Below are 21,027 nucleotides of genomic sequence, written 5' to 3'. Positions count from 1 at the left end.
GAAGACCGGCGAGCGGACGGGGTCAAGGCCGGAAGCCGCCGGAGGCGGTGGCGCGCCAGCGCCAGCCTTGAGGCCGGCCGATCGCCGGGCTACTTCAACACAGTTGCTCCCCGGGGAGCGATGCACTTTTGCCCCCGTCGTCTTGCCGATGACTGATGCGCGCACCCGGTCGGGCCGCTTCACCACCGCAAGCCTTGACGCACAGACCCCGGGCGTCAGGACCACACGCTTTTGCCGTACGCGGAATCGCACCGGTCGTGTGCGCGCCGCTCTACCGCTCACGGGCCAAGCCCGCCCTGCGATCGCATGCGCGCCGATGCGCTCCACGTCCACCGCCACCCGGCCCGCATATCGCGACGATCGCGAAACGCCCCTTGTCCATGGGCCGGGGTGAGCGGGATATACGATATTTCCGAATTTCGGTCAATCGGAATCTTTGGCTCAGCCTCTTGACCTTGGCTGCCCGCAAGCTGAGCGCGCGCCTCGTCCTTCGAGACGACCGCTTCGCGGTCTCCTCGGCGGCCGGCCCAATCGCCGTCGCCGCGGCATCTTCCGGGCGATCGACGCCAACTCGGCATCGGTCAGATCACTTGTGTAACGCAGTCCACTGCACTGATACTAAAGCATGATCCGGAAAAGTGCGAAGCGGTTTTCCGGAAAGATCATGCGTAAACAACAAGCTAAAGCGCGATGACGATTCATCCAAATCTCATCGCGCTTTAGAGACGAGCGGCTTTGGTCCACGGCATGGTGTCCTCCCTCGAATCTTTGCAAATCCGAAGGAATCACAGGCCCGCCGAAACCGCTCACCCTTTTTCGGTCAGGCTCTCAGGATGAGGCTAAGCGGCATCAGTGCCGTTGAAACTGCCGCCGCGCACTCGGCCCTCGTCCTGAGGGCCCGCTAAAAGGCGGGCGTCTCGAAGGATGGCCACGGGGATGCGATTGCCCTGCGCGGGGCGCGGGGCGAAGGCGGCACCTACCGCTCAACCGTAAGCATCGCGCACAGGCCGCCGTCGGGCGTTCGACTTCCCCGCGCCGGCACCTATATCCCGTGGCAACCGATGTGATGCAGTGGACAGTCTGATGGCCAGGAGACGCACGACGGACGCGGACGACCTTCCCCGCTATTTCGTCTGGGTTCGAGGGCTGGAAGGGCCCGAGCCGCAGAAGTGGACGGCGATGGATTTCGGCGTCGGAGACTGGAAGCGGGCGCTTGTACTGGCCTATCTGGAGCTGCCGGAAGACGAACGGCATCTATCCTTGTCGGTGCTGGCCCGGCGCTATCCGCCGCCGCGGCTCGATCTTTCGTGAGCGGAGCTAGGACGTGTTGTCATAAACGTCGGCTCCGCAAGGCAAAGCGGAAGTCACCCGCTTGAGCGTGATCGGCTGCTTGTGTGATGGGTTTCGGATGTCGGCCGCATGAAGGACGGGACCGCATATTCGGCGGCCGGCGTCCGAAAGCCTCCAAGGGAGGAAACCGCGCTTGGGGAGCAAACGGCCGTGCGGCAGGCGCTATGGCGATTTGAGCGCCGCGAACATCGCCGCCCGGCTCGAGGGGTTGTGCGAACCCGGCGGCGTCTGCATCTCGCGCGCGGCGAACGAGCAAATCAGGGACAAGCTGTCGCTCGCTTTCGCCGATCTCGGCGAGCAGACGGTGAAGAACATCGCCCGCGCTGTCGGTGTATATGGACTTGCAGCCAAGGACATCATGTCGCTTCCGGACATTGCGGTTTTGGGCGCGTCGGAGCCGGCACGGCCGATTGCCGCCGATGCACAGAATATCCACTTCTGTCAGACGAAAGACGGCGTGCAACTGGCCTATGCCAAGACCGGCCAGGGTCCGCCGATCGTCAAGACCGGCAACTGGATGACCCATCTTGAATTCGACCTGGAAAGCCCGATCTGGCGGCATCTTTACCGCGAGCTGTCCAGTGAGCACACCCGCATCCGCTACGATGCGCGGGGCAACGGTCTTTCCGATCGCGAGGTGCCCGACGTCACCTTCGATCACTTCGTTGACGACCTCGAAAGCGTCGTCGATGCCGCGGGTATCGATCGTTTCGCGCTGCTCGGCGTCTCCCAGGGCTGCGCCGTATCGATCGCCTACGCGGTTCGGCACCCCGAGCGCGTCTCCCATCTCGTACTTTTTGGCGGCTACGCCGTGGGCTGGCGGAAACGGGCAAGGACGCAGGCCGACAAGGAGACCGGCGAAGCGATGCTCACGCTGGTGCGCGTCGGATGGGGCCAGGAAAATCCGGCGTTCCGCCAGCTCTTCAAAGAGGTGCTTTATGAAGATTTCGGTTGTTGCCGCGCTGCTGCTCACTGCTGCCGCCCTGCCCGCTGCTGCACAGTCCGGTCCATCGCCCCAGGAGCAAATGGCCTGCCGTGGCGACGCCGGCAAATTCTGCGCCGAGCCTATCGGCAAGCCGCCGCAGATGAATGCCTGTCTGCGCGAGAACAAGTCGAAGCTCTCGGAGTCCTGCCGCAAGGTCGTTGAATCCCGCGGAGGCTAGTGTTTCATTCTTAGCCCTTGAGAGAAGGCAGAGAGGGCAACGCTCTGCCGCCCCCTCAAGAAAGGCCGAAGCCGAGCTTCGGCCTTTTGGCCTTCAAATGACGGCCGCTACTCCTGCATCATCTCGCCGCTGCCGCCGAACTCGGCGGGGAAATCCTTCAGCTTGGGCAGGCCATCGCGCATCGGCAGCACGGTCTCGGCATAGTTGACGTGGACGCCGGGCGTGAACGCGAGTGTTGGGATGGTGGCGCTGAAAACGTCGATCAGACCGAGCGGGGGATGGTTGGTCATGAGATGGCCGCCGCACTTCCTGCAATATTTGCGCTGGCTCTGCGGCGTCTTGGCGAAGGTCTCGACATGCTGCGCGCCCTCGGTGATGCGCACGGCTTCCGGCTTCCACAGGGTGAAGGCGTTGACCGGACCGCCCGACCAGGAGCGGCAGGAGCGGCAATGGCAATAGCCCATCGCCTCCGGCGCGCCCGTGACCTCGACCGTGACCGCGCCACAGAAGCAGTTTCCGACATGTTTCATTGGACGTCTCCGTTTTATGTTATCGCGCGTCGGCGCCTCGCGCGCGCGCCTTTCGGGGAACGCGCGAGGCGAGGCCGAGACTACACCGACCGGCGCCAGGGAATAAGCATCGACACCCGTTGTTTGTACCGCCGGTACTCGTCGCCGAAGAGATCGACGAGATCGCGTTCCTCCAGCGCGATGCCGACGAAGATGTAGAGCGTGGTCACGGCTGCGAACATCAGATGACCCGCAGTCATGGTCGGCGCCGCCCAGAACGCGACGATGAACCCGAGATAGATCGGATGCCGGACGAACTTGTAGAGCAGCGGCGTCTTGAAACGCGGCGGCGCCGCTTCCCTGCCGACGAGATGATCGGTCACCTGAGACAGGCCGAACAATTCGAAATGGTTGATGATGAAGGTCGAGGTGAACACCAGCACCCAGCCGGCGAAGGACAGCGTGACCACCGTTACGGCAAGATCCGGGTTCTCGACGTTCCATATGACCGCCGGCAGCGGACGCCACTGCCAGAACAGGAGGAGCAATGACAGGCTCGCGAACAGCACGTAGGTGCTGCGCTCGACCGGCTTGGGGACGAACTGCGTCCACCACGCCTTGAATTGCTGGCGCGCCATCACGCTGTGTTGAACGGCGAACAGCGACATCAGCAGCAGATTGATGATCACCGCGCGAACGACGGGCGCTTCGGCTCCGGTGTCGATGGTCTTGGGCACCATCACGCCCATGACGAAGCCGATCGCGTAGAGAATGGTGACGAAAAACACGAGATATGCCGCAATTCCGTACAGAAAGGCGATGAACCTGAAAATGCGCGAGCCCGTAACCTCCGGGCCGATGGAATGAACCTGGTCATCGAGTTGGGTCATGAAACGCTCCGTTGTGCCGAGGCATCGGCACGGTTTGGTCTTCGCACCATGCCGGATCGGACGTCTCCCGACTTTCGCGGACGATTGATTTTCGCCTGAGACGACTTTGATTTTTGCTTGAGACGACGAAAACGTGCGATTTTGCTTTGAAAACAAGGTGCTCGACAGCGATCTTCGGGAGCTCACCTGCGACGGGGCAGCCGTTCCGTTGCAGCCGCAAGTGTTCGATCTCTTGCTTTATCTGGTCACGCAACGAGCGCGTGTGGTCAGTAAGGATGACCTGATCAGCCAGATCTGGAGCGACCGCATCGTCTCGGATTCCGCCCTGAACAGCCGGATCAACGCCGCGCGCAAGGCGGTGGGCGACGACGGCGCTATCCAGCGGCTGATCAAGACCATTCCGCGCAAGGGCTTTCGCTTCGTCGGCGAGGTCCGCGAAGAAATGGCAGCGTCCGCCGCGCGGGCGGAAGCCAAGCCCGCTCCCCTGCGCATGACGGACCGTCCGGCGATCGCGGTGCTCGCCTTCGGAAACATGAGCGGCGATCCCGCGCAGGACTATTTCGGCGACGGGATCAGCGAGGACATCCTCACCGCGCTGTCGAAACAGCGCTGGTTCTTGGTGATCGCGCGCAACTCCTCCTTCACCTACAGGGGGCGCGCGGTCGACATCAGGCAGATCGCCGAGGAGCTCGGCGTCCGCTACATCGTCGAAGGCAGCGTGCGCAAGGCGGACAACCGGGTGCGCATCACCGCGCAGCTCAACGACGCCGTGTCAGCAAGACATATCTGGGCGGAGCGCTACGACCGGGAGCTCGTCGACGTCTTCTCCGTGCAGGACGAGATCACCAACGCGATCGCTGCGGCGATCGAGCCGCAGATCCACGCGGCGGAAAATTTTCGCAGCCATCGCAAGCCGCCTGCGAGCCTGGACGCCTGGGACCTCTTGATGCGCGCGCTGTCGCATTTTTGGCGCGTGACCCGGCAGGATCACGGGGCCGCGCGGGCACTGCTCGAGCGCGCGGTTGCCATCGATCCGAATTACGGCCAGGCGCTGTCGGTGCTGGCCGTGAACGACATGTTCGGCGTGCATCTCGGCTGGGCCGAGCTGGCCGCGGTTGCGCCGGCCGCGGAAGCCGCCGCGCTCGCCGCGGTGCGCTGCGACCACGAGGATGCCTGGGCGCATGCCGCGCTCGGCAGCGTCTGCTTCTCGACCCGCAGGCTTGCGGATGCGCTGTCCGAGTTCGAGCAGGCGCTCGCGCTCAATCCGAACTTCTCGCTGGCGCAGAGCTATTACGCGCTGGCGCTGTCCTATGCCGGACGAGCGAAGGATTCCTTCGAGGCCGCGCAAAGGACGATCCTGCTGTCGCCGCGCGATCCGTCACTGGCAATCTATCACGGCATCGCCGCCTATGCGCGTTTCACCGAGCGGCAGTATGACGAAGCCATCGCGCTGGCGCGCGAGGCGATCCGCCACCGCGGCGACCTCACCGGCGCCTACCGCGTGCTCGCCGTCTCCGCCGGCATGACAGGCGACGGAACGCTTGCGGAGATGGCGCTCACCGAGCTCCGCCGCACCCAGCCGGGCATCTCGCTGCACTGGATCGCGACGCAACTGCCGTGGGCCAATGACGGGGATCGCGAACACTATCTGGAGGGATTCCGCCGGGCCGGGCTGCGGTGATACCTCTGACCATCCCTTGGAGGGTCCTGGAGGGGGAGGGTAAGCGCTACGCTCGCTTCCGGCGCAAATGGACGATGACGTCCAGCCGCGCGATCTCGTGGCCGGGAAGCGCCTCGGGCACCTTGGTGAAGGCCAGGCGCTCGGCAACGTCGACCAGCACGTCCTCGCCTTCGAGATAGAAATGCGGATGCACGGATGTGTCGGTGTCGAAGAACGACTTGATGCCGTCGGCGGCGATCCGGCGCAGCAGGCCAGCCTCGGTGAACTGGTTCAGGGTGTTGTAGACCGTCGCAAGCGACAGATGCGCGCTGGCCGCAATTGCCTCGGCATAGAGGCTCTCTACGGTGACGTGGCGATGGCCGCCCTGGAACAGCAATTGGCCGAGCGCCAGGCGCTGGCGGGTCGGGCGCAGGCCGGCATTGCTCAGCATTGCAAGCAGTGCTGCACGCCAGGCTCGGACGCTGGATCGAGGCCGGCGACGTCGGGGCCACGATCGTCACCCGCAGGGATGATCGTGCCCTGGATGTCCATCGATCGTCTCACGGCTCAAGGGAACGGGACGCGCAGTGCCGCGTGCAGTAGCCATTCGATCGCAAAAGCAGCGGTTCGACTTTGATGCGGATCAAATTGGGCGGCGCAACCGCTTCTGACTGATCGCCGGCCGGCGCGGCCTATTCCCAGCTGGCACGAGAGCGCTCTCATCGGCGGCCCACCGCGACGCTGTGTCGCGACACCGTCATGTCGGCCAGCGACCGACATGACGGATGCCCCGCGACAAGAGGTCAATCCATCAAAACACGACGCGCTGTACATTTTTTGTGCGAACACTGTCGAGACTTTCATCTTGCCGCGCCGAACGAGGCTGTGTGAGCCTCGATGTCGGATGGGGACTGGGATGGACCGGCCGTCGCTTTGCGCGCGAGGACGTGCGGAGTGTTTACGGCCGGTCTCGCTTGAGAAAGATACGACATGCCAAAACGAGTGTTGCTTGGTCTCCTCCTGGCTTGCGGCCTTGCGGCCTCGGCGCTGGCGCAAGAGCCGAAGACGGGGGGCGTGATCAATGCCGTGATCCAGCCCGAGCCGCCCGGCCTGATGCTGGCGATGGTCCAGAACGGCCCGGTGCAGATGGTGTCAGGCAACATCTTCGAGGGACTGCTGCGCTACAGCCCCAAGCTCGACCCGCAGCCGGAACTTGCCGAGAGCTGGAGCGTCAGCGAGGACGCCAAGACCTATACCTTCAAGCTGAGGAAGGGCGTGACCTGGCATGACGGCAAGCCCTTCACCGCCGCCGACGTGCTGTTCTCGATCGAGATGCTGAAGCAGACCCATGCGCGTGCCCGCACCAACTTGGCCCAGCTCGAGAAGGTCGAGACGCCGGACGATTACACGGTGGTGTTCACGCTGAAGCAGCCGTTCGGCCCGTTCCTCGGCATCTTCGAGGTCGGCTCGATGCCGATGGTGCCGAAGCATCTCTATGAAGGCACCGACTGGAAAACCAATCCCTACAACAACGCGCCGGTCGGCACCGGCCCCTTCATGTTCAAGGAATGGCAGAAGGGCTCGTTCATCCGCCTGGTCAAGAACCCGAACTACTACGAGAAGGGCAAGCCCTATCTCGACGAGATTTACTGGCAGATCATCCCCGACGCCGCCGCGCGCTCGGTGGCGTATGAGACCGGCAAGGTCGACGTGTTGCCGGGCGGCTCGGTCGAGAATTTCGACGTGCCGCGGCTGTCCAAGCTGAAGGATACCTGCGTCACCGGTGCTGGCTGGGAGTTCTTCTCGCCGCTGGCCTGGCTGTGGCTGAACAACCGCCAGGGGCCGCTCGCGGACAAGCGGGTGCGGCAGGCGATCATGTATGCGATCGACCGTGACTTCGCCAAGGACGTGATCTGGAACGGGCTCGGCAAGGTCGCCACCGGCCCGTCGGCCTCGACCATCAAGTACTACACCGACGATGTGAAGAAATATCCCTACGATCCGGCCAAGGCCAAGGCGCTGCTGAAGGAGGCCGGCTACAAGGGCGAGAAGATCCGCCTGCTGCCGCTCGCCTATGGCGAGACCTGGCAGCGTTGGGGTGAAGCGGTGAAGCAGAACCTCCAGGACGTCGGCATGACCATCGAGACGATCGCCACCGACGTTGCCGGCGGCAACCAGAAGATCGGCGATTGGGATTACGACATCGCCTTCACCTATCTCTACCAGTACGGCGATCCCGCGCTCGGGGTTGGCCGCAACTATATCTCCGGCAACATCGCGAAGGGGCAGGTCTTCAACAACGTCGAGGGCTATTCCAACCCGGAGATCGACAAGCTGTTCGCCGAGGGCGCGGTCGCGACGCCCGATTCCAAGCGCAAGGAGATCTACGAGAAGGCGCAGAAGATCCTGGTCGAGGACGTGCCGGTGGCCTGGATGCTCGAGCTGCAATTCCCGACCATCATGCGCTGCAAGGTCAAGAACCTGATCACCACGGGGATCGGGGTCAATGACGGCTTCAAGGACGCATGGCTCGACAAGTGAGGGATTCCATGCGACGCCGCGGCAGATCTCTGCTGCGGTGTCGTTCCAAGATACCGGCTGCTTCACGATGAAACCGTATCGAGACGCTGAGGCATCGGCGGTGCCCACCTCTCCCATAGGGAGAGGTCGGATCGCATCGCCAGATGCGATCCGGGTGAGGGTTACGCTCTCTCGTGGAACCTGATCCCCCTCACCTGCGCCTTCGGCGCGACCTCTCCTCGTTGGGGCCCCCGTTGGGGAGAGGTGTCCTTCGCGGCAAGACCGCCTCAACCAACTAGCGTACGAGTCTAGATGCTCTCCTTCGTCGCTCAGCGTGTGCTGAAGGGCGTGATCGTCCTGTTCGCGATCGTCGTTCTCAACTCCTCACCGGCCTTGCCCACGCGGTCGACGTCGCAAAACACCTGATCATGCCGGCGATGACGCTCGGCCTGTTCTTCATGGCGACCTACACCCGTATGACGCGCGCCTCGATGCTGGAGGTGAAGCGGCTCGACTTCGTCAAGACGGCGCGTGCGAAAGGTCTTTCCGACGCCGTGATCCAGCGCCGCGACGTGTTCGCCGGCATGATTTTTGGCGCGCGCGTGTCGCTACTCGTTGGCCTTGTATCGACCCTGGTCGCGCTGCTTGCCGCGCGCGCGGTCAACTTCAACATCTCAAAGGCGAGACGCTTGGCCTGGTCGGCGAATCCGGCTCCGGCAAATCGTCGGTGGCGCGCCGCCGCGCCCGAGCACGCCTATACGCGCGAGCTGCTCGCGGCAGTGCCGGGACGGAAGGAGCAGGTGGCCTGAGGCGGCTTGTCGTCGTTCATCGATCTTCGTGATGGTTCCAAAACTTGCTCGCTGCGCGCAACGAAACATATTCGATCGAGCAGCATTTGCTTTCGTAAGACTATCCTTGCTGATTTTTGCAAGGGATAAGTTGAGGCCAGCAATCGTTCGATTGCCGCCTGGAGCCGTACAGGGAACGTGACGTGGTGGACAGCCTTGCAACCCAGCGCATGAGCCACACCGGGACATTCGGTTCCGGGAGCTCGGTCACGTGCTTTTTATCCGGTCGTGACCGGCCCCGACGCTTCAAAGCCGAAGGCGACACCATAGATGACGATTGAATGATTGACGTCATCTGATGACGGACCACCCACTGATAGTCGGAGCCAACATGGGCGAAGTTATTCGGTTTGTCTCGAAATCCGAGCGCGAGCGAGCCCGCCTCATCAAGGAGGCACGCGCGATCTACGACAGCATCTTCCCGCCGGCCGATGCGGCCAACGAGGGGCAGGACGAGCCGACGATCGGCCGCGCATTCATCGGCCGCGACGGGGGTAACCTGTCGTGATCAAAATCATCGCCGTGCTCTGCAGCCTCGCCTCTCCCTCCAATTGCCACGAGCAGCTCGTCACCAGCTCGGATTTTGCGCAGGTCTCGGTGCAGTCCTGCTTGATGGGCGCGCCGCAGCTCGCCGAATGGATGAACCAGCACCCGGCCGAGCGCCTGGCGGCATGGCGCTGCGTGATCGGTCAACAGACCGGCCGCGGAATTTAGCAGCGGACGCCCAGTTTCGATGGGATGCTTCGCGCCGATCGCGACGATGCTGTCGGTCACCACATTGCTGATTGCGCTTTATCTGCTCTCCGGATCGGTGAGCGGCACGCGTCGATCCGGAGAGCGGCGTCCACGTCGCCGAAGCGCCCTCTATCTCGTGGTGTTGCTCCAGGTGGGGACCGCGTTAGTCACGCCGACCGAAGGCCAATTGTACGAGCCGATCGACGGCGCGGTAACGGTGCCGACCGTCTGTCCGGATGACCCGTAGGGCCCCGTTGGCTGCGTGGCCGGCACGCCGACACCGCCATAGGTCGGCGCCACCACACCGGTGCTGTAATGCCGGCTCGACCGGACCTTCTTTGCTTCAGCCGCGAAAGGCGTAGCAAGCAGTCCGGTCGTGACGAGCGCGGCGATCGCGAGTCTGATGGTTCTCATGGCTGATCCTTTCGCCCGGTGCGCCCCGTCATGCCAAGTGTTCACTCATAGGGAAATTTCCACAGGTCTCCATTCATAACTCCGTGCGCGGGCGAAGGTGCCGGAGCGCGGGCACGCAACTGCCGCCTTCGGACGGACCCGAATCAGCGCTACTGCGTTGCGTTCCGTGATTTCCCTGGACGCAAACAGCATGACCGGCGCCGAACTGAAGCAGCTTCGCAACGATCTCTCCGATGCCCTCGAGCGCGAGCTCACTGCAGCCGACATGGCCAGGCTGTGCGGATTGCCGGAGAGAGGCGGCGCCGACACCATCCGGCGCTGGGAGGTCAGCGGTCCCTCGCCGGAGGCGACCAAGATACTGCGCGTGCTCGCGATGGCGAGCGAGCGCTATCCGATCCTGGAGAAGTTCGACATCTTCGATCGTCATGACGTCCGCGAGGAAGACCGGCCCGCGAAGCGCGCGGCCTTTCGCGCGCAGATGCGCGATGAGGCGCGGCGGCGTCTCGGTTAACAAGAGGTGCGCACAAGTTACCTGTCACGCGCGAAGTTAAGCCTTCCTTCAGCACTTCTTAAGCCGGCATTAAGCACGAAAATCGTTTGCGCCCCAATAAGTTGGGTTGGCTCTCGCTGCGCCACGGATGTGACAGCATTTTCGTCAAAAGCGAGCTATCTGCAAAACCAACGACGGCGCGAAACAGCGCGCCTGCCGGGGACATAAAGTGTTGGAGTTCAAGACCATGAAGAAGTTTCTGTTTGCGACCGTTGCGCTGCTCGCGCTGGGTGCGGCTGCGCCGGCCGTCGGCGCCGATCTCGGCGCGCGCAATTATTACAAGTCTCCGGCCCCGGCCTATGCGGCACCGATCTACAACTGGACCGGCTTCTATCTCGGCGCCCATGTCGGCGGCGCGTTCTCCAGCGACAACAATTTCAACGGCCTCTCCACCGGCAACAATGGCAACGGCCGCTTCCTCGGTGGCGTGCAGGTCGGTGCTGACTGGCAGCTCAACCCGAACTTCGTGGTCGGCGTCGAAGGCCAGTATTCCTGGCTCTCCGGCAGCGTCGGCGCGGTGTTCCCGGGCGGCGTCGCCTACACCAACGATCAGCGCGGCCTCGGCTCGATCACCGGCCGCGTCGGCTATACCTGGGGTCCCGGCCTGCTCTATGTGAAGGGTGGCTACGCCTATTCGGACAACAACGAGAAGGTGACCGTCGGCGGCGTTCCGACCGGCTTCATCATCGATGGCGATCACCGCAACGGCTACACCCTCGGCGCCGGCCTGGAATACATGTTCGCCCCGAACTGGTCGGCCAAGGCCGAGTACCAGTACTACAATTTCGGCGACGCGCACTTCACCGCGGGCCCGCTGGCCGGCACCGGCAACTTCACCACCGACGACCATACCTTCAAGGCGGGCGTCAACTACCGCTTCAACTGGGCAAGCCCGGCTGTGGCGCGCTACTGATCGGTTATCAAAACCTTATCGCGCTGAAGGGCCGGCCTCGTTGCCGGCCCTTCTTTTTTCGCCCTGCGGAACATGCGCAACCAATTGCGCCAATTGCGATTTTTTAACCGGTGCTGCCGATACTGCCGCCCACAAACAAAAGAACATTGGGGGAATTTCGATGGCGATCCGTCTGGGCCTTGGCGGCTTCCTTGGCCGTTTCCGTCCTCGTTTCAAAATGCCGAAATGGGGCGTGCGCGGCAGCCTGTTCGCGGCCTTCGCGGTGATCGCAGGCATGGGCCTCGTGATCGCGGCCGGCGCTGGCCTCGCGCTGCAGAATCTCGGCGGACGCATGACCGAACTCAGCGGGCGGGACATTCCACGCCTTTCCGCCAGCCTGCAATTGTCGGCACTGAGCGCGAGCCTTGCGGCGCAGGGACCAGCCCTGCTTGCGGCGCAAAGCGAGGACGCCCTGAATGAACGCACCAAGAAGCTCAGGGAATTGCAGGAGCAGACGCAGCAGAAGCTCAACGAGATCATCGAGCTCGGCGCCGACAAGAGCGTCGTCTCCGGCCTCAGCGACACCATGAAGAGCATCAACGAGGCGGCTCAGAGCCTGGCGAAGGCCGCCCGCGAACGGCTCGATATCGCGGCGCTCCATGATAAGCAATATGACGCGCTTCGCAGTGCGCAGGGCGCGTTCGTCGGCGCCGCGAGTCCGGCGATGCTGGACGCGCAGACCCGCGTCAACGCCATTCTCGGTTCGGCCGACATGTCAGCCGCGGATGCAACCGACGCCGCGCAGACCGTCGGTCAGCTCGGCAACGTCGTCGCCAGCGGCAATCTCGCTGCCGCCGACATGAGCGCGGCGCTGTCGGCCAGCACGAGCGACAAGCTCGACGACATCCAGAAGGAATTCAAGACGGCACAGGGACGCCTGCGCTCGAACCTCGATCTGCTGCCGGACAACCAGGGCAACAAGATGCTGCGCGAGACGGCGGAGAAGCTGCTCGCACTCGGCACCGGCAAGACCGGCGTGTTCAATCTGCGCGAGAAGGAGCTCGACTCCATCGACTACGGTCAGACCATCCTGGACGAGACCCGCAAGCTCAATGTCGGCCTCGGCATCAGCGTGCAGCAGCTCGTCGAAGGCGTGCAGAAGGAGACCAACGCCTCGACCTTCGCGGCGCGGCAGGAGATTTCGCTCGCGACGTCAGTCATGCTGGCGCTGGGCGCGTTGATGCTGGTCGGCTCGGCGCTGTTCGTCTGGCTCTATGTCGGCCGCAACATCCTGCGCCGGATCGGCGCCTTGCATCAATCGATGCAGCTGCTGGCGAACGGCGATCTCGAAACCGAGATCTACCGCTCGAAGAACCACAACGACGAAATCTCGGTGATGGCGAACACGCTGCAAGTGTTCCGGGAAAGCATGATCGAGACCCGCGCACTGACGAACGCGCAGGACAAGGACCGGATCGCCAAGGCCGAGCGTGCCGCGCGCATGGAGGCGAAGATCGCCGAATTCGAAAGCACGGTGCGCTCCGCGCTCGACAATCTGGCGCAATCGGCCAATTCGATGCAATCGACCGCGCAGAGCATGTCGAACACTGCCGACCAGTCCAGCGCGCTGGTGAACGCGGTCGCCTCCGCGGCGGAGGAAACCTCGGTCAACGTGCAGACCGTGTCGGCCGGCACCGAGCAGCTGTCCTCCTCGATCCAGGAGATCAGCCGCCAGGTGGTCACCTCGGCCGAGATCGCCAAGAAAGCCGTCGATGAAGCGGGATCGACAGATGCCACCGTACAGAGCCTTGCCGACAGCGCGAGCCGCATCAGCGTCGTGGTCGACCTGATCCAGACCATTGCCTCGCAGACCAATCTGCTCGCGCTCAACGCCACCATCGAGGCGGCGCGCGCGGGCGAAGCCGGCCGCGGCTTCGCGGTGGTCGCCTCCGAGGTGAAGAGCCTGGCGAGCCAGACCGCCAAGGCGACGGAAGAGATCCGCACCCAGATTTCCAGCATGCAGGAGATCACGAGCTCCGCGGTCGGCGCCATCCAGGGGATCGGCCGGATCATCGGCGAGATCAACGACGTCACCACGACGATCGCCGCCGCAGTCGAGGAGCAGGGCGCCGCCACGCGCGAAATCGCCCGCAACATCCAGCATGCCGCCGGCGGCACCAGCGAAGTCTCCAGCAACATCATCGGCGTCTCCACCGCGTCCGCCGAAGCCGGCGCTGCGGCCAGCGAGGTGCTGAACGCCTCTGACGCGCTCAGGCGCGAGGCCGATATGCTGCGCGGGGAGATCGATGCATTCCTCAACGACATGCGGGCGGCGTAGGGACGCCGGCCCGTAGCCTGGATGAAGCTGCGCGCAATCCGGGCTACGGAAAACGGCCGGTATGCCGGCCATGCGGAGTAGCATGGCCCGTCCTTTTTCGGCTGGCGCCCCGCGCGCGCTGGGTTTAAGCGGGTAGCATGAGCTCAAAAACCGACACCGCACAGTCCTCGGCCGAGGCCCTGCGCTACCCCTGGGAACAGCACCCCGGCCCCGAACAGATCGTCGAGGTCAGGCCCGGCGTGTTATGGGCCCGGTTGAAGCTGCCGTTCCGCCTCAACCACGTGAACATCTACCTGCTCGCCGATGGCGACGGCTACGCGATGATCGATGCCGGATTCGGCAACGAGGAGACGATCGAAGCCTGGACCAAGCTGTTCGATGGACCGCTGAAGGGCGTCAACATCACGCGCCTGATCGTCACTCACTCGCACCCTGATCATGTCGGTCTCGCGGGGTGGATCGTCGAGCGTTTCAATTGCCCGCTGGTGATGTCGCAGGTCGAATATCTGCAATCGGTCTATCACCAGAACCGCGGCACCGAGGAGCGGCGCGAGGCGCAGCGGCTGTTCTTCCGCCGCCACGGCATGGACGAGTCGCTCACCGAAAAGCTGCTCGGCCGCGGCCAGGACTATCTCAAGCGCGTCTCGGTGCTGCCGCCGTCCTACCGCCGCATCTCGCATGGCGACGACGTCGTGATCGGCACGCGCCGCTTCAAGGTGATCACCGGTGGCGGCCACGCACTCGATCAGGTGATGCTGTATTGCGCCGACGACAAGCTGTTCCTCTCCGCCGACCAGGTGCTGAGCAAGATCTCGCCGAATGTCAGCGTCTGGGCGGTCGAGCCCGACCAGAACTCGCTCGGCGAATATCTGGCCTCGCTCGCCAGCCTCACCACGACACTTCCCTATGACGTGCTGGTGCTGCCCGGTCATGGCGTGCCGTTCTACGGGTTGAAGACCCGCATCAAGCAGCTCGCCGACCACCACGAGGAGCGCTGCCGCCTGATCGCGGAAGCCTGCCGCGAGGTGCCGCAAACCTCGCGAGCACTGGTGCCTGTCGTGTTCAACAAGCACGTGCTGGACGAGCACCAGATGGGTTTTGCCGCCGGCGAGCTGGTCGCCCATGTCAACTACATGATCGTCGAGGGCCGGCTGACGGCCGAGATGCAGGACGGCGTGTTGCAGTTTCGGACGACGTGAGTCTTGTCTTCGCCTCGCCTGCGGGAAGAGGCCGACACGCGAAGCGTGGCGGCGCGAGTCCAATTCTCACCGTCTCCGCGGAGAGCCCCTCACCCCAACCTCCCGCAAGCGGGGCGAGGGAGCGCACCGCCGCCGCGGCAGCATCTCACTTCATATTCGCGATCGCGTGCAGTGCCGCGATGTAGCCGAACGGTCCCAGCCCGCAGATCACACCGGTTGCCACGAACGAGATCTTCGAGTGGCGGTGATATTCGTCGCGGGCGTGGATGTTGGAGATGTGAACCTCCAGCACCGGGCCCTCGAATGTCTTGATCGCGTCCATGATCGCGACCGAGGTGAAGGAGAAGCCGGCCGGGTTGATGACGATGGCATCGGCGTCCTGCCGCGCCGACTGGATCAGATCGACGAGCACGCCCTCATGGTTGGACTGGTGGAAGGCAAGCTTGAGGCCGAGCTTGGCGGCGGCCTCCCCGCAGCTCGCGTTGACCTCCGCGAGCGTCGTCGTGCCGTAGATGTGCGGCTCGCGGATGCCGAGCATGTTGAGGTTGGGACCGTTGAGGATCATCACACGTTTCATCGGGGCTTCCTTTCGAATGGGTCCGCGTCGGCGCGACCGGCTCGGCAATCATGGACGGCAGCCGCGCCATGGACAAAATGTCCACGGCAGCCCCTGCCTGGCCCTGGCAACTCCGGTCCGGACGGCAGGCCCGTGTTAGGCGCTTGATCCACATCAACAATCGCCGCCGGACCGGCGTTATCAATTGGCCCGCTCGCCTTGCTTCGAATGTGCGCAGGCGCATGGACATTGGAGCTGGAAAAGCTCTAAAAATGAACGGCCGCCTTGGACCAGGTTCCGCAGCAGGTTTTGCCGATGGATTACAACCAGTTCTTCGATACCGCCCTCGACCGTCTCCACACCGAGCGGCGCTACCGCGTGTTCGCCGACCTCGAACGCACGGCCGGCCGGTTCCCGCACGCGGTCTGGCACTCCCCCAAGGGCAAGCGCGACGTCGTGATCTGGTGCTCCAACGACTATCTCGGCATGGGCCAGCACCCGAAGGTGGTCGGCGCCATGGTCGAGACCGCAACGCGCGTCGGCACCGGCGCCGGCGGTACCCGCAACATCGCCGGCACGCATCATCCGCTGGTCCAGCTCGAAGCCGAGCTCGCCGATCTCCACGGCAAGGAGGCCGCGCTGCTGTTCACCTCGGGCTATGTCTCGAACCAGACCGGCATCCCGACCATCGCAAAGCTCATTCCGAACTGCCTGATTCTGTCGGACGAGCTCAACCACAATTCGATGATCGAGGGCATCCGCCAGTCCGGCTGCGAGCGCGTCGTGTTCCGCCACAACGACGTTGCGCATCTCGAGGAGCTGTTGAAAGCGGCCGGCCCCAATCGGCCGAAGCTGATCGTCTGCGAGAGCCTCTATTCCATGGACGGCGACGTCGCGCCGCTCGCCAAGATCTGCGATCTCGCCGAGACCTATGGGGCGATGACCTATGTCGACGAAGTCCACGCCGTCGGCATGTACGGCCCGCGCGGCGGCGGCATCGCCGAGCGCGACGGTGTGATGCATCGCATCGACATTCTCGAGGGCACGCTCGCCAAGGCGTTCGGCTGTCTCGGCGGCTACATCGCGGCCAACGGCCAGATCATCGACGCCGTGCGCTCCTATGCACCGGGCTTCATCTTCACCACCGCGCTGCCGCCGGCGGTCTGCTCGGCCGCAACCGCCGCGATCAAGCACCTGAAGACGTCGAGCTGGGAACGCGAGCGCCACCAGGACCGCGCCGCCCGTGTCAAGGCGATCCTCAATGCCGCCGGCCTGCCGGTGATGTCGAGCGACACCCACATCGTGCCGCTGTTCGTCGGCGATCCCGAGAAGTGCAAGCAGGCCTCCGACCTCCTGCTCGAAGAGCACGGGATCTACATCCAGCCGATCAATTATCCGACCGTCGCCAAGGGCACCGAGCGCCTGCGCATCACGCCCTCGCCCTATCACGACGACGGCCTGATCGATCAACTCGCCGAAGCTCTCCTGCAGGTGTGGGACCGCCTCGGCCTGCCGCTGCGCGAGAAGTCGCTGGCCGCGGAGTAGGCCCTTTCCACCCTCCCCTGGAGGGTCCGAGACGAGCGTAGCTCGCTCGTGGGTCGGCTCACATTGAGCACAGCGAAATGTGAGACGGGGTGGGGTGACAGTCTCTCCACGTCCAACGGTGCCCGAGTGGAGAGATCACCCCACCCCGCTCGCGCTGCGCGCGATCGACCCTTCCCCTCCAGGGGAGGGTAAGTGCCAGCGCGCGTCCCGCCTTGCCTTAACGACACCCGCAGTTCCCGCTTGCGCCGGGCATTTCGCTGTCGCTTGCGTCGGCTCAACGCGCTAGATTTGCTGGGAAAATGAGCTCGGGCGCCGCCGGCGCCCAGGGAGAGAGCCCCCGACCCATGCTGCACGACTGGGGCGTGATCGCCGCCGCTTTCGGCTATATCGGCTTCCTGTTCCTGGTGGCGAGCCATGGCGACCGCCGCTCGCCGGCGGGGCGCGGCCGCGCCTCCGGGCTGATCTATCCGCTGTCGCTGGCGATCTACTGCACCTCGTGGACCTTCTTCGGCTCGGTCGGTTTCGCCACCCGCGCCTCGACCGACTTCCTGGCGATCTATGTCGGCCCGATCCTGATGATCGGGCTTGGCGCCGGCGTGCTCCGGCGCGTGATCCAGCTTGCCAAAGCCCACAACATCACCTCGATCGCCGACTTCATCGGGGCCCGCTACGGCAAGAGCCAGGCGGTGGCGGCGACGGTCGCGCTGATCGCGATCATCGGCTCGGTGCCCTATATCGCGCTCCAGCTCAAGGCGGTGGCCTCCTCGCTCGGCACGATCCTGAGCGAAGACCAGGCCTTCTCCCACATCCCGATCCTCGGCGACATGGCGCTGATGGTGACGCTGACGATGGCGGCCTTCGCGGTCCTGTTCGGCACGCGGCAGACCGATGCCACCGAGCACCAGCACGGGCTGATGCTGGCGGTCGCGACCGAATCCATCGTCAAGCTCGTTGCCTTCCTCACCGCCGGCATCTTCGTCACCTTCTGGATGTTCTCGCCGCACGAGTTGATCGAGCGCGCGATGAAGACACCGGAAGCGGTGCGCGCCATCGAATACTCGCCGTCGATCGGCAACTTCCTGACCATGACGCTGCTGTCGCTGTGCGCCATCATGCTGCTGCCGCGCCAATTCCACGTCAGCGTGGTGGAAAATTCGTGCGACGCCGAGGTCAGCCGGGCGCGCTGGCTGTTCCCGCTCTATCTCGTCGCCATCAATGTGTTCGTGATCCCGATTGCGCTCGCCGGGCTCGTGACCTTCCCGTTCGGCGCGGTCGATCCTGATATGTACGTGCTGGCGCTGCCGATGGACGGCGGCGCGGGACTTCTCAGCGTCGCCGTTTTCGTCGGCGGCCTGTCGGCGGCGACTGCGATGGTGATCGTCGAATGCGTCGCGCTCTCCATCATGGTCTCGAACGACCTCGTCGTGCCCCTGGTCCTGCAACGGCGGCCCGAAGGCCGCACCGGGGCCACCGGTTTCGGCGACTTCCTGCTGCGCTTGCGGCGGCTTGCCATCTTCGCCATCATGGTGATGGCCTATTTCTACTATCGCGCGCTCGGCAACGCCCAGCTCGCGGCGATCGGCCTGCTCTCCTTTGCCGCCATCGCACAGCTCGCCCCCAGTTTCTTCGGCGGCCTGTTGTGGCGGCGCGCGACCGCGCGCGGCGCCATCGGCGGCATGCTGGTCGGTTTTGCGGTCTGGCTCTACACGCTCTTCATCCCGAGCTTCATGGATTCGTCGACATCGGGGATCCTGCTGCTCCAGCATGGTCCGTTCGGGATCGAGGCGCTGCGGCCGCAGGCGCTGTTCGGCGCTGACCTGCCGCCGCTGATGCACGGCGTGGTCTGGTCGCTCTCGCTCAACATTCTCACCTATGTGCTGCTGTCGCTGGCGCGACGGCCGTCCTCGATCGAACTGGTGCAGGCCGACCTGTTCGTGCCCAACACGCTGGCGCCGATCACGCCCAGCTTTCGTCGCTGGCGCACCACCGTCACGGTGCAGGACATCCAGACCACCGTGGCGCAATATCTCGGCCCCGATCGCGCGCGGCAATCGTTCGAGGCCTTCTCGGCCCACCGCAATATGCGTCTGGAAGCCGGAGCACCCGCCGATTTCGAGCTGCTCCAGCACGCGGAACACCTGATCGCCTCCTCGATCGGCGCGGCGTCCTCGCGCCTCGTGATGTCGCTGCTCTTGCGCAAGCGGACGGTCTCCGCCAAGGCCGCGCTGAAACTGCTCGACGATTCCCACGCGGCGCTGCATTTCAACCGCGAGATCCTCCAGACTGCGCTCAACCATGTGCGCCAGGGCATCGCGGTATTCGACGCCGACCTGCAACTGATCTGCTCCAACCGGCAATTCGGCGATCTCCTCAACGTGCCCCCGCATTTCATCCAGTTCGGCACCCCGCTGCGCGAGATCCTGGAATTCATGGGCGTGAGCGATCCGGCCGATGAGAGTGGTCGCGAGGCGATGATCGAGCAGCGGCTCGTGGCCTACACCACCGACAGCGAGCCTTATCTCGAACGCCTGCCGGAACGCCACATGGTGATCGAGGTGCTCACCAACCGCATGCCCGGCGGCGGCTTCGTCATCACCTTCACCGACGTCACGCCCACCTTCGAGGCCGCGGAAGCGCTGGAGCGCGCCAATGCGACGCTGGAGAAGCGCGTGCGCGACCGCACCGAGGAGCTGACGCGGCTGAACTCGGAGTTGGCCCTGGCCAAGAGCGCGGCGGAAGACGCCAGCATCTCCAAGACGCGCTTTCTCGCCGCTGCCAGCCACGACATCCTCCAGCCGCTGAATGCGGCGCGGCTCTATGTCACCAGCCTGGTCGAGCGCCAGCACAGTGGCGAAGAGACGCGGCTGGTCGAGAACATCGACGAATCCCTGCAGGCCATCGAGGAGATCCTCGGCGCGCTGCTCGACATCTCCAGGCTCGATGCCGGCGCGATGACGACCTCGATCTCGAGCTTCAAGATGGCCGATCTGATGCGCTCGCTGGAGATCGAGTTCGCGCCGATCGCGCGCGCCAAGGGCCTGGAGCTCGCCTTCGTGCCCTGCTCGCTCCCGGTCAAGTCAGACCGACTGCTGCTCCGGCGGCTGCTCCAGAACCTGATCTCGAACGCGATCAAGTACACCCCGCGCGGGCGCGTGCTGGTCGGCTGCCGCCGCCGCGGCGCCTCGCTCAAGATCTCCGTCTACGACACCGGCGTCGGCATTCCCGCGGTCAAGCGCGGCGAGATCTTCAAGGAATTCCATCGCCTCGAGCAGGGCGCGCGGATCGCTCGCGGGCTGGGACTCGGCCTCTCGATCGTCGAACGGCTGGCGCGCGTGCTCAATCACGGCATCGCCATCGACGCCAATAGAAGCGGCGGCTCGGCGTTCTCCGTGACGGTGCCGACGGCGAAGGCGGTCACCCACACCGCCGCCGTGACCAGTGCGACCCCGCTGGCGCGCACGCCGATCGCGGGCGCGCTGATCGTCTGCATCGAGAACGATGCGGCGATCCTCGACGGCATGCGCACGCTCTTGAAGGCGTGGGACGCCGAGGTGATCGCCGTCGCCGATCCCGAAGGCGCGATCGCCGCAATCGAAGCAGCCGGAAGGCGCGTCACCGGACTCTTGGTCGACTATCACCTCGATCGCGGCAACGGCATCGCCGCCATCCGCGAGATCCGGCGCCGCTTCGGCGACGCAATCCCCGCGATCCTGATCACCGCCGACCGCAGCCCCGCCGTGCAGGTCGCCGCGCGTGACGAGAAGATTGCGGTGCTCAACAAGCCGGTGAAGCCGGCCTCGCTCCGCGCCCTGCTCGGACAATGGCGCACGCAGCAGATGGTGGCGGCGGAGTAATCGG

At 64.5% G+C, this 21,027-nt stretch carries 16 protein-coding genes and 4 pseudogenes; 14 read left to right on the top strand and 6 right to left on the bottom strand.

What is annotated here, in order from left to right; genetic code table 11:
- Positions 1-519: 519 nt before the first annotated feature.
- Positions 520-603 (bottom strand): annotated as a pseudogene (locus EAV90_RS40075) (IS5/IS1182 family transposase); the annotation flags it as partial.
- Positions 604-1,083: 480 nt separating this feature from the next.
- On the opposite strand from EAV90_RS40075, the gene EAV90_RS11825 reads away from it, so the two are divergent.
- Together EAV90_RS11825 and EAV90_RS40475 are read left to right on the top strand one after the other, a co-directional pair.
- A complete protein-coding gene (locus tag EAV90_RS11825) occupies positions 1,084-1,311 on the top strand; it encodes a hypothetical protein (protein ID WP_122400734.1) in 228 nt (75 codons plus the stop codon).
- Positions 1,312-1,483: 172 nt separating this feature from the next.
- A complete protein-coding gene (locus EAV90_RS40475; protein WP_244607855.1) occupies positions 1,484-2,497 on the top strand; it encodes an alpha/beta fold hydrolase in 1,014 nt (337 codons plus the stop codon).
- Positions 2,498-2,620: 123 nt separating this feature from the next.
- Here the strand turns inward: EAV90_RS40475 and EAV90_RS11815 are convergent, their stop codons facing one another.
- Both EAV90_RS11815 and mddA read right to left on the bottom strand, forming a co-directional pair.
- Positions 2,621-3,043: a GFA family protein gene (locus tag EAV90_RS11815; protein WP_122400731.1), complete on the bottom strand. Its 423-nt coding sequence runs from the start codon at positions 3,041-3,043 to the stop codon at positions 2,621-2,623.
- Positions 3,044-3,123: 80 nt separating this feature from the next.
- The gene (gene mddA / locus EAV90_RS11810) at positions 3,124-3,912 is read right to left on the bottom strand and encodes a methanethiol S-methyltransferase (RefSeq protein WP_162500096.1); all 789 of its coding nucleotides are present in this window, start codon (positions 3,910-3,912) and stop codon (positions 3,124-3,126) included.
- 133 nt (positions 3,913-4,045) lie between these two features.
- Between mddA and EAV90_RS11805 the strand changes: the two genes are divergently transcribed.
- Positions 4,046-5,593 (top strand): winged helix-turn-helix domain-containing tetratricopeptide repeat protein, encoded by a 1,548-nt coding sequence (locus tag EAV90_RS11805; RefSeq protein WP_122400730.1) that lies wholly within the window; start codon positions 4,046-4,048, stop codon positions 5,591-5,593.
- A gap of 46 nt (positions 5,594-5,639) precedes the next feature.
- On the opposite strand, the pseudogene irr reads toward EAV90_RS11805, so the two are convergent.
- Positions 5,640-6,124 (bottom strand): annotated as a pseudogene (gene irr / locus EAV90_RS11800) (Fur family transcriptional regulator Irr).
- 438 nt (positions 6,125-6,562) lie between these two features.
- Between irr and EAV90_RS11795 the strand changes: the two are divergent.
- The 5 genes and pseudogenes from EAV90_RS11795 (at position 6,563) to EAV90_RS11785 (ending at position 9,654) form a co-directional block, all read left to right on the top strand.
- Entirely contained in the window at positions 6,563-8,113 is a 1,551-nt protein-coding gene (locus tag EAV90_RS11795; protein WP_122400729.1) for an ABC transporter substrate-binding protein, read from the top strand.
- Positions 8,114-8,475: 362 nt separating this feature from the next.
- Positions 8,476-8,667 (top strand): annotated as a pseudogene (locus EAV90_RS11790) (ABC transporter permease subunit); the annotation flags it as partial.
- Positions 8,668-8,739: 72 nt separating this feature from the next.
- Positions 8,740-8,828: pseudogene (locus EAV90_RS41655) on the top strand (ATP-binding cassette domain-containing protein); the annotation flags it as partial.
- Between the two features lie 443 nt (positions 8,829-9,271).
- Positions 9,272-9,448: a hypothetical protein gene (locus EAV90_RS39395; protein ID WP_164936878.1), complete on the top strand. Its 177-nt coding sequence runs from the start codon at positions 9,272-9,274 to the stop codon at positions 9,446-9,448.
- A complete protein-coding gene (locus EAV90_RS11785) occupies positions 9,445-9,654 on the top strand; it encodes a hypothetical protein (protein WP_027573332.1) in 210 nt (69 codons plus the stop codon). The genes EAV90_RS39395 and EAV90_RS11785 overlap by 4 nt, the downstream gene beginning before the upstream one ends.
- A gap of 150 nt (positions 9,655-9,804) precedes the next feature.
- Here the strand turns inward: EAV90_RS11785 and EAV90_RS11780 are convergent, their stop codons facing one another.
- Positions 9,805-10,089, bottom strand: coding sequence for a hypothetical protein (locus EAV90_RS11780; RefSeq protein WP_122400728.1), 285 nt, complete (start codon positions 10,087-10,089; stop codon positions 9,805-9,807).
- A gap of 190 nt (positions 10,090-10,279) precedes the next feature.
- Here EAV90_RS11780 and EAV90_RS11775 point away from each other — a divergent pair, with 190 nt between their 5' ends.
- From EAV90_RS11775 to EAV90_RS11760, 4 genes are all read left to right on the top strand, one after another.
- A complete protein-coding gene (locus EAV90_RS11775) occupies positions 10,280-10,600 on the top strand; it encodes a helix-turn-helix domain-containing protein (RefSeq protein WP_122400727.1) in 321 nt (106 codons plus the stop codon).
- Between the two features lie 226 nt (positions 10,601-10,826).
- Positions 10,827-11,552 (top strand): outer membrane protein, encoded by a 726-nt coding sequence (locus EAV90_RS11770; RefSeq protein ID WP_122406356.1) that lies wholly within the window; start codon positions 10,827-10,829, stop codon positions 11,550-11,552.
- A gap of 160 nt (positions 11,553-11,712) precedes the next feature.
- Positions 11,713-13,869 carry a methyl-accepting chemotaxis protein gene (locus EAV90_RS11765; RefSeq protein ID WP_122400726.1) on the top strand — a complete coding sequence of 719 codons (2,157 nt, stop codon included), beginning with the start codon at positions 11,713-11,715 and terminating at the stop codon, positions 13,867-13,869.
- 137 nt (positions 13,870-14,006) lie between these two features.
- Complete coding sequence (locus tag EAV90_RS11760) at positions 14,007-15,068, top strand: MBL fold metallo-hydrolase (protein ID WP_122400725.1); 1,062 nt, start codon at positions 14,007-14,009, stop codon at positions 15,066-15,068.
- Positions 15,069-15,213: 145 nt separating this feature from the next.
- Here EAV90_RS11760 and aroQ read toward each other — a convergent pair whose 3' ends face one another.
- Positions 15,214-15,645, bottom strand: coding sequence for a type II 3-dehydroquinate dehydratase (aroQ, locus tag EAV90_RS11755; RefSeq protein WP_122400724.1), 432 nt, complete (start codon positions 15,643-15,645; stop codon positions 15,214-15,216).
- A gap of 294 nt (positions 15,646-15,939) precedes the next feature.
- On the opposite strand from aroQ, the gene hemA reads away from it, so the two are divergent.
- Both hemA and EAV90_RS11740 read left to right on the top strand, forming a co-directional pair.
- The gene (gene hemA / locus EAV90_RS11750; protein WP_129143457.1) at positions 15,940-17,169 is read left to right on the top strand and encodes a 5-aminolevulinate synthase; all 1,230 of its coding nucleotides are present in this window, start codon (positions 15,940-15,942) and stop codon (positions 17,167-17,169) included.
- Positions 17,170-17,513: 344 nt separating this feature from the next.
- Positions 17,514-21,023, top strand: coding sequence for a PAS domain-containing hybrid sensor histidine kinase/response regulator (locus EAV90_RS11740; RefSeq protein WP_129143455.1), 3,510 nt, complete (start codon positions 17,514-17,516; stop codon positions 21,021-21,023).
- Positions 21,024-21,027 lie beyond the last annotated feature (4 nt).

Origin of the sequence: Bradyrhizobium vignae (assembly GCF_004114425.1) — a bacterium.
Taxonomy (GTDB): domain Bacteria; phylum Pseudomonadota; class Alphaproteobacteria; order Rhizobiales; family Xanthobacteraceae; genus Bradyrhizobium; species Bradyrhizobium vignae.
This window is presented reverse-complemented; position numbering and strand designations above follow the sequence as displayed.